A 13,286-nucleotide genomic window follows, 5' to 3' on the forward strand; every position below is an offset into this window, starting at 1 on the left:
GGGGAGGATCTCTGCCGCCAGTTCAGCCAAGCCTCTTGCCTCATCCGCAAAAAGTCGCATCTAGGCGGCATGCGTAAGTTCAATTCCGCCGACCCTGCTTTCCCCGACCTGTTCAAGGCGTTCCTCGACGAGCGTCGGGGCGCGCCCGAGAATGTCGACGCCGCCGCGCGCAACGTGCTGGACGCGGTCAAGGCCGACGGCCTGTCGGCCGTGCTGAGCTTCACCCAGCGATTCGACGGCGTCACCCTGACGGCCGACACCATCCGGGTCACCGCCGAGGAGATCGAGGCCGGCGCGGCGCAGGCTTCGCCAGAGGTGCGCGACGCCATCGCCTTCGCCGCCGCCCGTATTCGCGCCTTCCATGAGCGCCAGCGTCCGGCCGATCAGAGCTGGACCGACGAGGCCGGCGTCCAGTTGGGCTGGCGTTGGACGCCGCTGGAGTCGGTGGGGATCTATGTGCCGGGCGGCCGCGCGGCCTATCCCTCGACGGTGCTGATGAACGCCGTGCCGGCTCAGGTGGCCGGGGTCGACCGAATCGCCATGGTCACCCCGCCCGGCAAGCTGGAGCCGGCGGTGCTGGCCGCGGCCAAGACGGCCGGCGTCAGCGAGATCTGGCGCATCGGCGGGGCCCAGGCCGTTGCGGCCCTGGCCTATGGCGCGGGTCCGATCGCCCCGGTCGACAAGATCGTGGGTCCCGGCAACGCCTATGTCACCGCCGCCAAGCGCCGCCTGTATGGCGTGGTCGGGATCGACGCCCTGGCCGGCCCGTCCGAGATCGTCGTGGTCGCCGACCGCAACAACAATCCCGACTGGATCGCCGCCGACCTGCTGAGCCAGGCCGAACACGATCCGGCCGCCCAGTCGATCCTGATCACCGACGACCCCGACTTCGCCGACGCGGTCTCGGCCGCGGTCGACGCCCTGCTGGCGACATTGTCCACTGGGCGCGACGCCGCCGCCTCCTGGCGCGACCACGGCGCAATCATCCTGTGCCCGCTCGACGACAGCCCGCGCCTGGTCGACCTTCTGGCCCCGAGCACGTCGAGTTCGCCCTCGACAATCCCGAGCGCCTGGCGGACCGGGTGCGTCATGCCGGGGCGATCTTCCTGGGCCGCCTCACGCCCGAGGCGATCGGCGACTATGTCGCCGGCTCCAACCACGTCTTGCCGACCAGTCGCGCGGCGCGCTTCCAGTCGGGACTGTCGATCTACGATTTCCTCAAGCGCACCTCGATCGTCAAATGCGATGCGGCGTCGTTCGGCGTTCTGGGTCCCCACACCGCCGCCCTGGCCAAGGCAGAGGGCTTGCCGGCTCACGCGCTTTCCGCGTCGATCCGGTTGCCTTCCGCGCTCTGAACGGCAACTCTCCCGCCAATGTCCGACGCCCTCGCCGATCAGCGCCTCAAATCCATATCCATCGACGAGGAGTTCGCTGGCGGCGGCTTCGCGCGATCAGGAGCAGGAGCGGCAGGTGTGGCGATCTTCGACCTGCTGGATTCGAACTATTTCGAGCCGGGGCTGACGCGCCGGCCGGGCCCTATGACCTGAGGCTGTCGCTGATCGAGAACCGGCTGGCCTTCGACATCGCCGGGCCTGACTATGCCCGCCGACATCTATTGTCGCTGTCGCCCTTTCGGGGGGTGATCAAGGACTATTTCCTGATCTGCGACAGCTACTATTCGGCCATCCGCAACTCCAGCCCCCAGCAGATCGAGGCGCTGGATATGGGCCGGCGGGGCCTGCACAACGAAGGCTCGACCCTGCTGCGCGAGCGGCTGGAGGGCAAGGTCAAGACCGACCTCGACACCGCCCGGCGGCTGTTCACCCTAATCTGCGCGCTGCACTGGCGGGGCTGAGCGGGGTGGAGCGACTTCCAGGCGCGGTGCTGTTCGCCTGCAACTACAATCGCGTCCGCTCGCCCATGGCCGAGGGGCTCTTCCGGCGATTCTACGGGGCCCGGACCTTTGTCGATTCCTGCGGGCTGAAGGCGGATCCGAACGGCGATGGGATCGACCCCTTCGTGGTGTCGGTGATGGACGAGCTCGGCCTCGACGTTTCGGGCCACAAGCCCAAATCATTCGACGAACTGGAGGACGGCTCCTTCGACGTCGTCATCTCGCTGACTCCCGAGGCCCAGCATCGCGCGGTCGAACTGTCGCGCGGCAACGCCGTCGAGATCGAATACTGGCCGACCCACGATCCGACCCTGGTCCATGGCTCGCGGGAGGCCATGCTGGACGCCTATCGGGAGGTCCGCGACGGCCTGTCGGCGGCGATTCGACAACGTTTCGGCGCGCCATCGACGTTTGGGGGGTGAATGCGCTATACACCGCGCCTCGCAGCCGTCGGCGCGCGGACGACTCGTCGTCTCGCGGCTTGGCGTGTTCACTGCTCCGCCCGTTTTGAGAGGCCTGATGGCTAAGGAAGAACTACTCGAGTTTCCCGGTACGGTCAGCGAATTGCTGCCCAACGCGACCTTTCGCGTGACGCTGGAAAACGATCACGAGATCATCGCCCACACCGCCGGCAAGATGCGCAAGAACCGCATTCGGGTTCTGGCCGGCGACAAGGTGCTCGTGGAAATGACGCCCTACGACCTGACCAAGGGCCGCATCACCTACCGCTTCAAGTAGGCGGGCGGGATGGCTGTCCAGCGGACGCCGCTGGTTCTGGCCAGCGCGAGCCCCCGGCGTCTGGACCTGCTCGCGCAGGTCGGCGTCACCCCCGACCGGGTCGACCCGGCCGATATCAATGAAGACCCACTGCGAGACGAGACGCCCCGGCGTCACGCCTTGCGGCTGGCTGTCGAAAAGGCTCGGGCGGTCTCCGCCCGACAGGCCGGCGCCTATGTGCTGGCGGCCGACACCGTCGTCGCGGTGGGTCGGCGGATCTTGCCCAAGGCCGAGACCGACGATCAGGCCCGCGCCTGTCTCAAACTGCTCTCGGGCCGCAACCACATGGTCCTGACCGCGGTCGCCCTGATCGCCCCCGACGGTCGGGAAGCCTCCCGGCTGGTCGAGACCCGGGTTCAGTTCAAGCATCTGTCGCTCCAGGAGCATGCCGACTATCTGGCCGGCGGCGAATGGCGCGGCAAGGCCGGCGGTTATGCCGCCCAGGGCGTGGCGGGCGGCTTCATCATCGACCTGCACGGCTCCTATTCCGGCGTCGTCGGCCTGCCGCTCTATGAAACCCTCAACCTGCTGCACGGCCTGGGCTGGGTCCCGGCCGGGAAGGCCGTCCCATGAGCGAGCGTCGCGCCTATCTCTATACCGGCGTCGGCGAGACGGTCGGGGTGGTCACCCTCGATGGCCAGCCTGAACGTCTGATCGCCGCCTGGGATGGCGACGACCTCCTCGACGCCGATGGCGTGATGGGGGTGGCGCGGGTCAAGAAGATCGACCGCAACAACAACGCCGCCTTCGTCGCCCTGCCGGGCGGCGCCGACGTGCTGCTGCCCCTGAAGGCCGAGATGCCGCGCCTGGTCGAGGGGCAGTTGGTCGAGATCGAAATCCGCACGCCGTCACGGCACGGCAAGCTGGCCACGGCGCGCTATGTGGGCGAGGCCGAGGGCGAACCGCGCGTCACCGCCAGCGCCCCCACCATCGACACCCTGTTGCGGCTTTGGGTGAAGGCCGGTTCGCCGACCCAGGGCGCGGCGGCGCTGGAAGCGGTCGAGGCCGCGGAGGCCCAGGCCCTGGCCACGGTCTTCGCCCTGCCGGGCGGCGGCGATGTCAGCATCGAGCCGACCCGCGCCCTGGTCGCCATCGACGTCGACCTCGGCGGCCGCGAGGGGGCTGACTCCAAGCGGGCCGCCCGTCAGGCCAACATGGCCGCCCTGGCCCTGTCGGCCCGTATCCTGCGGCTCAAGGGCCTGGGCGGCATCGTCGTGTTCGACCTGGTCGGACGCGGACATGATGGCCCGGCCCTGGCGACCGCGGCGCGCAACGCCTTCGCCGTCGATGCGCCTGGCGTGGCCATGGGCGCGATCAGCCGCTTCGGCACCCTGGAAATGACGGTGCCACGCCGCAGTCGGCCGATTCTGGATCGCCTGCTCGACGCCGATGGCGGGCTGAGCGACCGCGCGGGCGCCTTGCGACTGGCCCGGGCCCTCGAGCGCGAGGGCAAGGCCGATCCGGGCGGACGCCTGGAGGGACGCTGTTCGCCGGCCGTGGCCGCGGCGTTCGTCCCGTTGCAGGCCCGATTGGCCGACCGACTGGGTGCGCGATTCGTCGTCACGGCCGTCGAGGGCTGGCCCAACGACCGTCTTCAAGTGTCTGCCTTATGAGCACCGCCTGCCCCATCTGCGGCAAACCGGTTGTCGCCGCCTTTCGGCCGTTCTGTTCCAAGCGTTGCGCCGATCTCGACCTGCAGCGCTGGTTCACCGGACGCTACGTCGTGCCTGGCGCCGACGAGGACGAGGAAAATCCTTCGTCCACAGACTTCGGCGCGGAATGAGCGGCGAGGGGACTGGACTTCGTTTTTAGCCTCCCCTATAGACGCGGCTCCCCGCTGTCAGGCGGGCGTGGAGGCGGCTTTTCGGGGTCGTTTTCAAGGGTCCAAGGGCCTGGGTAGCTCAGTTGGTAGAGCAGCGGATTGAAAATCCGCGTGTCGGTGGTTCGAATCCGCCCCCAGGCACCACCTTTTCTCAGTTTTTGGTGAGGATTGGCGGCTTAGGCGACGCCCGCGCGGCCACGCTTCCGCCGTCGGGCCGGGCCCATTCGGCTAATTCCCAGGTTGCTTTCGCGATGGTTGAGCGGGTCGCGACTCCGTTCAGATTAAAGACCGGCGTTTTGTCGTCGTGCTGCAGTGCAGCGTCGTTTTTCCCTTTGACAGGGAAAAACCGCCCCTAAATCCTGATTTACCTTTTGTGCGCTGCAGCAAAGCCGCTTCGGGGAATGGCAGGGGGAAAATTAATGCCATGGGCGACCCCTTGACGGTACGAAAAGGGGTTGCCAAAGGACCCCTGCCGCAATTCTAACATTGCGGTAAGATCAGCGCCTGTAAGGGTGGTGATCACTCGCGCTTCGAAACGATCCTTCGCTTGGGCTTCTGGCCCGCACGAGGGGCGTACGGGTCGAGCGCAGCGAAGCGGGTCCGTCGGGCGGTCGAGAAATCGGCAGCTCAATGGACTATTCATAAGTTAGGGTGGAGACGCTCTCGCGCGACGACCCTCGGTCCAAACGTGCTAGACCAATCAGGAACTGGCGACAGATGCTCGACATTAAACGGAAGACCCCCCTCATCGCACTCGTCGGCGCCCTGGCGCTGATGACGAGCGCTCCGGCCTTTGCTCAGGACGCCGCGGCGCCTGCGCCGGCCACCACCGAAGCCGCCGCTCCGGCGCCTGACGCCGCTGCCGCGACCGCCGCTCCGGCCGAAGCTGCCCGGCTCCTGAAGCCGAGGCTGAGCCCAAAAAGGAAAGCCACTCGCTGACGCCCGTCGGCATGTTCCTCGCCGCTGGCGCCGTCGTGAAGGTCGTGATGATCGGCCTTCTGCTGGCCTCGGTGTTCTCGTGGGTTCTGCTGATCACCAAGATGTTTGAGTTCGGCGCCCTCAACAAGCAGTCGGACAAGTTCCTTGAAGCCTTCCGCGGCGCTCGCTCGATCGCCGACATCGCCCGCATCGGGTCGTCGGAAGAGTTCGAAGGCAACCCGATGGCCGACATGGCCGCCGCTGCCGGTCAGGAAGTTGAAATGTCCCGTCAAGCCGGCCTCGCGGTCGCTGGCGAACATCGCGACTCGACCATTGCTCGCGCCACCTACGCCATCAACGCGGTGCAAGCCTCGCTGGTTAAGCGTCTGTCGGGCGGCATGGTGTTCCTGGCCTCGGTCGGTTCGGCCGGTCCGTTCATCGGTCTGTTCGGCACGGTTTACGGGATCATGACCTCGTTCATCGGCATCGCGAACACCAACACGACCAACCTGGCCGTCGTCGCTCCCGGCATCGCCGAAGCGCTGCTCGCCACCGGTATCGGTCTGTTCGCCGCTATTCCCGCGGTTATCTTCTACAACTACTTCCAGACCCGCATCTCGGGTTACGGCACCCGCTCGGAAGGTTTCGTTGCTGAACTGATGAACGCCATCTCGCGTCAGCTCGACAAAGGGGCCTAAGACCGATGGCCGCCAAACTCTCAGGCGGTGGGGGCGACAGGTTTAACGTCGAACAGAACAGTGAGATCAACGTAACGCCCTTCGTGGACGTCATGCTGGTCCTCCTGATCATCTTCATGGTTGCGGCTCCGCTCGCCTCCGTGTCGGTCGAAGTGAACCTGCCGCCGGCGGTCGCGAAAGCATCGCAGAACCCGCCAAAGCCGGTCTACATCTCCATCAAAGCCGACGGGCAGGTCTTCATTGGCGACTTTGAGACCTCGATCGACACGATGGGTGTGGACCTCGGGAAAAACATCGGCAGACGCGACCCTACCAAGGAGCGCATCTTCATCCGCGCCGACGAGAAGACCCGCTATGGAGCGTTCATGGAGGTCATGAACGCCCTCCAGGACAACGGCTTCTACAGCGTGGCTCTGATCGGCAAGGATGAGAATAGCTAGGGGTGATGCATGGCTGAACAACAAGCGCCCGAGCATCGCCACTACGATCCGCTCACCTCGGATGGTCCGCGCCGCAAGAAGGGCCTAGGCACTTTCGGCGTTGCGATGATCGTCGTCCTTGGCGTCCACGCGGCTCTGTTCGCCTATCTGGCGAAGCAGAAGTTCGAGTCCGTGATGAAGGAGTACAGCGACGACGCTGTGGATGTGGAACTGCCTCCGCCTCCGCCGCCGCCGCCGCCGCCTCCCCCGCCGCCGCCGCCTCCGCCGACCGACGCTCCTCCCCCGCCTCCCGCGGTGGTGCAGCCGAGGCCGCCGATCGCGCCGCCGCCGGACATCACGCCGCCGCCGCCTCTGCCGATCCCGCCCGTCAAGGAACGGGTCGAGCAGTCAGCGCCGCCGGTTATCTCGGCCGCGCCTCCGGTTCGCGAAGCCGCTCCGGCCCGCGCTTCGGTGGTGACTCGTCCCGACTGGCTTCGTAAGCCGAGCGGTGACGACATGGCCCGCTACTACCCCGACCGCGCTCAGCGGATGGAAGTGGGCGGCCGTGCGACCATCTCTTGCACCGTGACCGCCAAGGGCACGCTGGAAGGCTGTTCGGTCACCTCGGAAAACCCGAGCGACTATGGCTTCGGTGACGCCGCGATCAAGCTGTCGCGCCTGTTCCGCATGAAGCCGAAGACGCTTGACGGTTCTCCGGTGGATGGTGGTCAGATCACGATCCCGATCGTGTTCACGGTTCCCCGCTAGGGTCCTGGAACACCGGACGATATAAGAGCGCCCCGGAGCCCTGGCTCCGGGGCGTTTTTAATGTGAGGCGGGCGTCAAGACGCTTGATCCCGCCCGCGCCTGCCCCTAAAGACATCGCCTCGCGATGCGCCGCCTTAGCTCAGTTGGTTAGAGCGCCGGTTTGTGGAACCGGAGGTCCTCAGTTCAAGCCTGAGAGGCGGTACCATCGCCACAATGAAAAAGGCCCAGGGTGCGAACCCTGGGCCTTTTTCATTGCGGTTTCGCGCGTCGCGAAAGGCGAGGCCAGGCTCTGGGATCGACCGTAAGCGCCCTGCGGCTCCGGCCTTGAGTCCGAGGGGCTCAGGCCGGCCCGACCAAGGTGCTCCAGACTTTCCAGGCCAGCAGGCCAATGGTCAGCCAGCCGACCATGAGGCCGATCAGAGGACGCGCCTGCCACCAGCGCAGCCGCGGATTCGGAGTGGCGGCCGGATGTCCCACGGTGTCTTGCCCTAATCTGATCCAACCTCTGATCGGGTCGTCCAGGAAGCATGCGGCGAGTCTTGAGGGGCGGCGATGCGGCATGGCGCCGCTACGGGTTTCAGTCGGCCTCGTCGTCCTGCAAGGCGGTGGGGACTGCCGGCGCGACCTGGGCGGCATGGTGGCGTATCGCGGGCAAGCCTGTGCTCGCCCCAAAGGCACGCCTTGGGCCACCTCCGCCGATTGATGAGCCGACCCTTCTCCTCGGCCTGAAGGCGAAGGCCGAGGAGGGCTGTCGTCGTCGACCAAGTCGCCGGCAGGATCTGAGCGGGGTCCAGATCGCTGTTGCGCCGGCCTCGGTGGGGTCCGACCTGCTACATCGCCGGCCGACTATTCGGCCGGTTCAGGATCGTCATCGACCATGGCGCGCACCAGGTCGACCACCCGTCGGCGCAGTCGACGGTCGCTGAGGCGCGGAAACAGGCCTGCCAGTTCCAGACCCTCGGGCGTCGCCACGAACTGGGTCATGCGCTGCGAGAAGCCGTCATCGTCATCGCCGTTCGAGGTCTCTTCCAGGCCGTCGAAAAAATAGGATACGGGCGAATGCAGCAGCTTGGCTGCTTCGTAGAGCTTAGAGGCGCTTATGCGATTGGCGCCGCGTTCGTACTTCTGGATCTGTTGGAATGTGATCCCCAGGGCCTCGGCAAGCTGGGTCTGGCTGAGCCCCAGCACCTTGCGGCGCACCCTCAGGCGAGCGCCGACATAGAGATCGACGGGATGGGCCGTCTCGGCGGCGGGCTTATCGTTCATCCGGTTCTAGTCCTCGCGGCAGCCGCTGGGTCTCGGGCGCCCATCGCGGGCGCGCGGCTTGTCTAGTCAGGACAGGATAGACCCATGTTAACGGGTTAGTCACGCTTCGCGGCGGGACAAGTGGCCGCAGGCCCGTTCGTCCGCCGGCGGCCCCGTTCGGGACCGGCGCCCACGCCATCGGACTTGACCTTTTCGCCCTGGGAATGCGAATGCGCCTCATGGAAATCAAGCCGGGCGCTCGGGTTGCTGTGGCGGGAGCCGGGGCGTTCGGATCGACGATCGCCCTGGTTCTGGCCGAGGCGGGATTCGCCGTGCGGCATTTCGATTCGGCTCGACTGGGCGCCAATGCCTCGGGGGTCGCGGCGGGCATGCTGGCCCCAGCGGCCGAGGCGGTGTTCGACCCCGCCGCCGCGGCGCATCTGGACCTGCTGCGCCGGGCCAGGGACCTTTGGCCGGCGCTGGCGGCGCGGATCGGCGTTTCCCTGCATCGCGAAGGCCTGCGGGTCGAGGGGCGGTCTGACTGGGTGGACGAGGTCGCGGCGAGGTTCCAGGCCCTGGGGCTGACCTTCAGGCGCGACGCGGGGGGCCTGACCAGCGACGAGGACTGGCGGCTCGACGCGCGATCGACCCTGGCCGCGCTCCGGACAGCGGCCCTCGCGCACGGCGCCAGCCTCCAGGAACGCGCCCTGGAGGCCAGGGACATCCCGCACTTCGCCATGACGGTGATCGCGACCGGGGCCGCGGGCGGCGACCTGGCCCCTGAGCTGGCGTTTCTCAGCCCGATCAAGGGCCAGATCCTGAGAGCAGCCGGCGGTTTGTCCGAGGGACCGATCCTGCGCGGCCAGGGCGTCTATGTCTGTCCGGCGCGAGACCCGGCGATCGGGGCGACCATGGAGGCCGGTCGCAGCGACCTCGAGGTCGATTGGCGGGCGCTGGAGCCCTTGAAGGCCGCCGCCCTGGCCCTGCGGCCAGATCTGGGTCAGCCGATGACCGCCGAGGTCGGGATCCGGGCCGCGACGCCGGACGGCTTGCCGCTGGTTGGCCCCAGCCAGACGCCGGGCGTCTTCCTGGCGGTGGGCGCCCGACGCAACGGCTGGCTGCTGGCCCCGCTTGTGGCCGATCTGGTGGCGGCGTATCTGACAGGCAAGGATCCCGGTCCGGACGCGGCGCGCTTCGAGGCGCGCCGCTTTTCCAGGCCGGACGACACAGAATAACAGACGCTTTTGGGGGGCTGGATGGCCGGGTTTTGGTTGACTGAGGAACAGGAAGCGATCCGTGACGGCGTCGCCAAGGTTTGCGCCGCCTTTGACGACGAGTACTGGCGCAAGACCGACGAGACGGGGGCCTTTCCCGAAGACTTCGTGGCCGCCATCGCCGAGGGCGGCTGGTTGGGCGTGGCCATGCCCGAAAGTGTCGGCGGCGCCGGCCTGGGCCTGACCGAGGCGGCGATCATGATGCAGACCGTGGCCCAGTCGGGCGCGGGCTTCTCGGGCGCGTCGGCCATTCACCTGAACATCTTCGGCCCCATGCCGCTGGTGAAGTTCGGCACCGACGAACAGCGCGCCAAACATCTGCCCCGCCTGATCTCGGGCGAGGACAAGATGTGCTTTGCGGTGACCGAGCCCAATTCCGGCCTGGACACCTCCAGCCTGGAAACGCGGGCCGAAAAGGTCGATGGCGGCTATCTGCTGAACGGCCGCAAGATCTGGACGACCGGGGCCCAGCGCGCCAACAAGATCCTGATCATCGCCCGCACCACGCCGAAGGATCAGTGCGCCAAGCCGACCCAGGGCCTGAGCCTGTTCTATACCGATCGCGAGAAGATCGAGGCCAAGCCGATCCCGAAGATGGGCCGCAAGGCCGTCGAATGTAACATGCTCTTCATCGAGGACCTGTTCGTGCCGGCCGAGGATCTGGTCGGCGAAGAGGGCAAGGGCTTCGCCTACCTGCTGCACGGCCTCAATCCCGAGCGGGTGCTGTTCGCGGTCGAGGCGATCGGCCTGGGCCGCATCGCGCTCAAGAAGGCCACCACCTACGCCAATGAGCGGGTGGTTTTCGGCCGTCCGATCGGCAAGAACCAGGGCGTCGCCCATCCGATGGCCCGGTCGTGGGCGGAGCTGGAGGCGGCCAACCTCTTGGCGTTCAAGGCCGCCGCCCTCTACGACATGGGCAAGGACTGCGGGGCCGAGGCCAACGCCGCCAAGTATCTCGGGGCCGAGGCGGGCTTCACCGCCTGCGAGACCTCGGTCCTGGTCCATGGCGGCATGGGCTATGCCAAGGAATATGACGTCGAGCGTTATTTCCGCGAGGCCATGATCGCCCGTATCGCCCCGATCAGCCGTGAGATGATCCTCAACTTCATCGCCGAACGCGTTCTGGGCCTGCCCAAGAGCTATTGAGGCCAAGTCCCCTGGCGACCCGCCAGGGGACCGTCTCGGGGTCATTCTCCCAGGCTGAACCGGATCGGGATCCGTACGCTGGCCCCGTCGACCGTCTGGCCGTTTTCGAGCTGCGGGTTGAGGCGGAAATAGCGCGCCAGCTTGAGGGCGGCGGGGCCAAAGCCTTCGCCGGCGGGACTCTCCGCGACCACCACGCAACCGCCCACAGACCCATTGGCCGCCACGATGCAGTTGAGCGTCGCGCCGCCCGGGACGCCGCGTCGCATGGCGCTTTCAGGATAGTAGCGGGCCAGTTCACCGGCTCCGGGCTTCTTCATCCAGGTTGGACGGGTGATGACCTTGGGCTGGGGCGGGCTGTCCGGAGGCCCGGCCTCGTCGCCCAGGCTCGATTGCCCGGCAAAGACTGGCGGGTCGCTGCTGACTCCGGTTGTATCGAGGGCCTGGGGAACGAGCAGGGGGGCTCGTCCGCCGTGAACGGCGTCTGCACCGGCTTGTGGGTCGCGATGGGTTTCGACAAGGCCGGCTTCGGCCGATCGTCGGGCTCTGGCGGGTCGATTTCGATGATTCGCTCGATCGTGGTGGTGGGGGTGTCGACCGGCTGGGCCACCGACGGAATGACGTATTTCTGCACGGCCAGATAGGCGAAGAGGCCGGCATGGGCGGCGATGGAAACCCCCAGGGCGATCATCAGGGCGTTGGGGCGTCCCGGCCGGCCGGGAGCGGGGCCGTCGCCGCCGAGGCCGGGGATACCAGGGTTAGAGGGCTGACGGATAACCATTGTGACCTCCCTAGCGCGCCGATCTTGCGCCGGCATTGGAAGCGTCACATGGGGTCTTTCAGCTGTAAATCTTAGACGATCAGGTTTTCAATGTTCACCTAAGTAAATCCATCGGCGGATACATGACCGACGTTCAGGTTATACGGCGAGGATTGAAGGGCGCCGCCGTCAGGCATAGAGTTCGCCGCGCGTCGGCTGCGCGCTGCTTGATGCGCCGCCGGGACACCCTGTCGCAGGGCGCTCGGCGCTCGGGATGGGTCTGGTTAATGCTGAATTAACCATGCTGGTCCAGACATTGACCCATGGCCGTCCAATCCATCCGCAGCGTCGTAGAGTCCGCGATCCAGCGCGCGTCGACCGCGACGGGTGTTGATTTCACCTTCCTGATGGGCACGGCCAAGCGTGAGAGCGGTTACAATCCGGCCGCCCATGCGCGCACCTCCTCCGCCTCGGGCCTGTTCCAGTTCGTCGATCAGACCTGGCTGGGCACCCTCAAGAAGCACGGCGCCAAGTACGGCTATGCCCGCTATGCCGACCTGATCGAGCAGGGCGGCGACGGCCGGTTCCGGGTCAGCGGCGACGAGGCCCGAAAGGCGGTCCTGGGCCTCAAGCTCGATCCCCATGCGGCCTCGTTGATGGCCGGCGAACTGGCCAGCGATCACGCCTCCTATCTGCGCGGCCGGGTGGGGCGCACCCCGACGGCCGGCGAACTCTATGCCGCTCACTTCCTGGGCCCGCAGGGCTCGGCCCGGCTGATCGAGGCCGCCGGCAGCAGTCCCAGGGCCAATGCCGCGGCGATGTTTCCCGAGGCCGCGGCCGCCAACCGCTCGATCTTCTATCGAGACGGCCGGGCCGCGACGGTCAGCGAGGTCTATGCCAACCTGACCCGCACGGGCGGCGCCGGGCGTCCCGTCACCGACGGCGCCGTTGATGGGGCCGACCGGGACCAGGGCTTCATCCAATACGCCACGGGCCGACGCCTGGAGCGCATCAAGCAGCAGGACGCCATCGTCGACATGATCCTGCGCGGGTCACAGGACGCCGATCTGTCGGGTCTTGGCGGCGTCGCCGGCAAGGCCTCGGGTGGTCAGCGCCTGGCCAGCGCGATGTTCTCGGCCGAAATGCTGCGCGTGCTGTCCGACGCCAACAGCGCCGAGCCCCGGACCAAGCGCTGATCGAGACCGTCTAGCCCTTCGACAGCCCGGCGATCCCGGCGTCGTCATAGCCGATTTCCCGCAAAACCTGCTCGGTGTGCTCGCCCAGGCGTGGGGCGGGCCCACGCGGCCCGTCCTGTGAGCCTGGAAACCGGGCTGGGCCGGCCGGAGCCCTGAAGGTGTCGCCGGCGCCGTCGGGCGTATCGACAAAGCAACCGGCGGCCAGGGCCTGCGGGTCGCTGATCAGGTCGCGCGGCGTCTGCCAGGGGGCCCAGGTGATGTCCGCGGCGTCGAGCGCGGCGGCGGCGGTGTCGTAATCCATCGCCCCGAACGCTTCGTCGAGCAGGTCGACCAGGACGGTGGGTGTGCTCGCGGCGCGAACGGGCCGACGCG

General features: G+C 67.3%; 15 protein-coding genes, 2 tRNA genes and 3 pseudogenes. 15 read left to right on the top strand and 5 right to left on the bottom strand.

What is annotated here, in order from left to right; all coding sequences use genetic code 11:
- Positions 1 to 69 precede the first annotated feature (69 nt).
- From hisD to CSW58_RS01475, 12 genes and pseudogenes are all read left to right on the top strand, one after another.
- Positions 70 to 1,355: pseudogene (hisD, locus tag CSW58_RS01420) on the top strand (histidinol dehydrogenase).
- 18 nt (positions 1,356 to 1,373) lie between these two features.
- Positions 1,374 to 1,855, top strand: a pseudogene (locus tag CSW58_RS01425) (UPF0262 family protein).
- A 5-nt stretch (positions 1,856 to 1,860) separates the two neighbouring features.
- A complete protein-coding gene (locus CSW58_RS01430; RefSeq protein WP_099446019.1) occupies positions 1,861 to 2,316 on the top strand; it encodes a low molecular weight phosphatase family protein in 456 nt (151 codons plus the stop codon).
- Positions 2,317 to 2,413: 97 nt separating this feature from the next.
- Positions 2,414 to 2,632, top strand: a complete 219-nt coding sequence (gene infA, locus CSW58_RS01435) for a translation initiation factor IF-1 (protein ID WP_008261544.1) — start codon at positions 2,414 to 2,416, stop codon at positions 2,630 to 2,632.
- Between the two features lie 9 nt (positions 2,633 to 2,641).
- A complete protein-coding gene (locus CSW58_RS01440) occupies positions 2,642 to 3,244 on the top strand; it encodes a Maf family nucleotide pyrophosphatase (protein ID WP_099446020.1) in 603 nt (200 codons plus the stop codon).
- Entirely contained in the window at positions 3,241 to 4,284 is a 1,044-nt protein-coding gene (locus tag CSW58_RS01445) for a ribonuclease E/G (protein WP_099446021.1), read from the top strand. The genes CSW58_RS01440 and CSW58_RS01445 overlap by 4 nt, the downstream gene beginning before the upstream one ends.
- Complete coding sequence (locus CSW58_RS01450; RefSeq protein ID WP_099446022.1) at positions 4,281 to 4,454, top strand: DNA gyrase inhibitor YacG; 174 nt, start codon at positions 4,281 to 4,283, stop codon at positions 4,452 to 4,454. The genes CSW58_RS01445 and CSW58_RS01450 overlap by 4 nt, the downstream gene beginning before the upstream one ends.
- A 107-nt stretch (positions 4,455 to 4,561) precedes the next feature.
- Positions 4,562 to 4,637, top strand: a tRNA-Phe gene (locus CSW58_RS01455).
- A gap of 573 nt (positions 4,638 to 5,210) precedes the next feature.
- Positions 5,211 to 6,109: pseudogene (locus CSW58_RS01460) on the top strand (MotA/TolQ/ExbB proton channel family protein).
- A 5-nt stretch (positions 6,110 to 6,114) separates the two neighbouring features.
- Positions 6,115 to 6,549: a biopolymer transporter ExbD gene (locus tag CSW58_RS01465; protein WP_099446023.1), complete on the top strand. Its 435-nt coding sequence runs from the start codon at positions 6,115 to 6,117 to the stop codon at positions 6,547 to 6,549.
- Positions 6,550 to 6,558: 9 nt separating this feature from the next.
- On the top strand, positions 6,559 to 7,296 hold the full coding sequence (locus tag CSW58_RS01470) for an energy transducer TonB (protein WP_099446024.1): 738 nt from the start codon (positions 6,559 to 6,561) through the stop codon (positions 7,294 to 7,296).
- A gap of 128 nt (positions 7,297 to 7,424) precedes the next feature.
- Positions 7,425 to 7,501, top strand: a tRNA-His gene (locus tag CSW58_RS01475).
- Between the two features lie 134 nt (positions 7,502 to 7,635).
- On the opposite strand, the gene CSW58_RS14615 is transcribed toward CSW58_RS01475, so the two are convergent.
- Positions 7,636 to 7,773, bottom strand: coding sequence for a hypothetical protein (locus CSW58_RS14615; protein ID WP_236627582.1), 138 nt, complete (start codon positions 7,771 to 7,773; stop codon positions 7,636 to 7,638).
- Positions 7,774 to 8,142: 369 nt separating this feature from the next.
- Complete coding sequence (locus CSW58_RS01480) at positions 8,143 to 8,562, bottom strand: helix-turn-helix domain-containing protein (protein WP_099446025.1); 420 nt, start codon at positions 8,560 to 8,562, stop codon at positions 8,143 to 8,145.
- A 209-nt stretch (positions 8,563 to 8,771) separates the two neighbouring features.
- Here CSW58_RS01480 and CSW58_RS01485 point away from each other — a divergent pair, with 209 nt between their 5' ends.
- Positions 8,772 to 9,776 carry an NAD(P)/FAD-dependent oxidoreductase gene (locus CSW58_RS01485; protein WP_369825051.1) on the top strand — a complete coding sequence of 335 codons (1,005 nt, stop codon included), beginning with the start codon at positions 8,772 to 8,774 and terminating at the stop codon, positions 9,774 to 9,776.
- A gap of 21 nt (positions 9,777 to 9,797) precedes the next feature.
- A complete protein-coding gene (locus tag CSW58_RS01490; protein ID WP_099446026.1) occupies positions 9,798 to 10,961 on the top strand; it encodes an acyl-CoA dehydrogenase family protein in 1,164 nt (387 codons plus the stop codon).
- Between the two features lie 41 nt (positions 10,962 to 11,002).
- On the opposite strand, the gene CSW58_RS14620 is transcribed toward CSW58_RS01490, so the two are convergent.
- Entirely contained in the window at positions 11,003 to 11,278 is a 276-nt protein-coding gene (locus CSW58_RS14620; protein WP_236627583.1) for an energy transducer TonB, read from the bottom strand.
- The gene (locus CSW58_RS14625) at positions 11,275 to 11,649 is read right to left on the bottom strand and encodes a hypothetical protein (protein ID WP_236627584.1); all 375 of its coding nucleotides are present in this window, start codon (positions 11,647 to 11,649) and stop codon (positions 11,275 to 11,277) included. Before CSW58_RS14625 ends, CSW58_RS14620 begins: the two co-directional genes overlap by 4 nt.
- 392 nt (positions 11,650 to 12,041) lie before the next feature.
- Between CSW58_RS14625 and CSW58_RS01500 the strand changes: the two genes are divergently transcribed.
- On the top strand, positions 12,042 to 12,914 hold the full coding sequence (locus CSW58_RS01500) for a transglycosylase SLT domain-containing protein (RefSeq protein ID WP_099446027.1): 873 nt from the start codon (positions 12,042 to 12,044) through the stop codon (positions 12,912 to 12,914).
- A 10-nt stretch (positions 12,915 to 12,924) separates the two neighbouring features.
- On the opposite strand, the gene CSW58_RS01505 is transcribed toward CSW58_RS01500, so the two are convergent.
- Positions 12,925 to 13,286 (bottom strand): CoA transferase (locus CSW58_RS01505; protein WP_236627585.1); only part of this gene is annotated, 362 nt, incomplete at its 5' end.

The sequence above is a fragment of the Caulobacter sp. B11 genome (assembly GCF_002737765.1).
Classification (GTDB): Bacteria; Pseudomonadota; Alphaproteobacteria; order Caulobacterales; family Caulobacteraceae; genus Caulobacter.

Coding starts and splice junctions, on each gene's coding strand:
- infA (WP_008261544.1), top strand. CDS start 2,414: ATGGCTAAGGAAGAACTACTCGAGTTTCCCGGTACGGTCAGCGAATTG.
- CSW58_RS01440 (WP_099446020.1), top strand. CDS start 2,642: ATGGCTGTCCAGCGGACGCCGCTGGTTCTGGCCAGCGCGAGCCCCCGG.
- CSW58_RS01445 (WP_099446021.1), top strand. CDS start 3,241: ATGAGCGAGCGTCGCGCCTATCTCTATACCGGCGTCGGCGAGACGGTC.
- CSW58_RS01450 (WP_099446022.1), top strand. CDS start 4,281: ATGAGCACCGCCTGCCCCATCTGCGGCAAACCGGTTGTCGCCGCCTTT.
- CSW58_RS01465 (WP_099446023.1), top strand. CDS start 6,115: ATGGCCGCCAAACTCTCAGGCGGTGGGGGCGACAGGTTTAACGTCGAA.
- CSW58_RS01470 (WP_099446024.1), top strand. CDS start 6,559: ATGGCTGAACAACAAGCGCCCGAGCATCGCCACTACGATCCGCTCACC.
- CSW58_RS01480 (WP_099446025.1), bottom strand. CDS start 8,562: ATGAACGATAAGCCCGCCGCCGAGACGGCCCATCCCGTCGATCTCTAT.
- CSW58_RS01485 (WP_369825051.1), top strand. CDS start 8,772: ATGCGCCTCATGGAAATCAAGCCGGGCGCTCGGGTTGCTGTGGCGGGA.
- CSW58_RS01490 (WP_099446026.1), top strand. CDS start 9,798: ATGGCCGGGTTTTGGTTGACTGAGGAACAGGAAGCGATCCGTGACGGC.
- CSW58_RS14620 (WP_236627583.1), bottom strand. CDS start 11,278: ATGAAGAAGCCCGGAGCCGGTGAACTGGCCCGCTACTATCCTGAAAGC.
- CSW58_RS14625 (WP_236627584.1), bottom strand. CDS start 11,649: ATGATCGCCCTGGGGGTTTCCATCGCCGCCCATGCCGGCCTCTTCGCC.
- CSW58_RS01500 (WP_099446027.1), top strand. CDS start 12,042: ATGGCCGTCCAATCCATCCGCAGCGTCGTAGAGTCCGCGATCCAGCGC.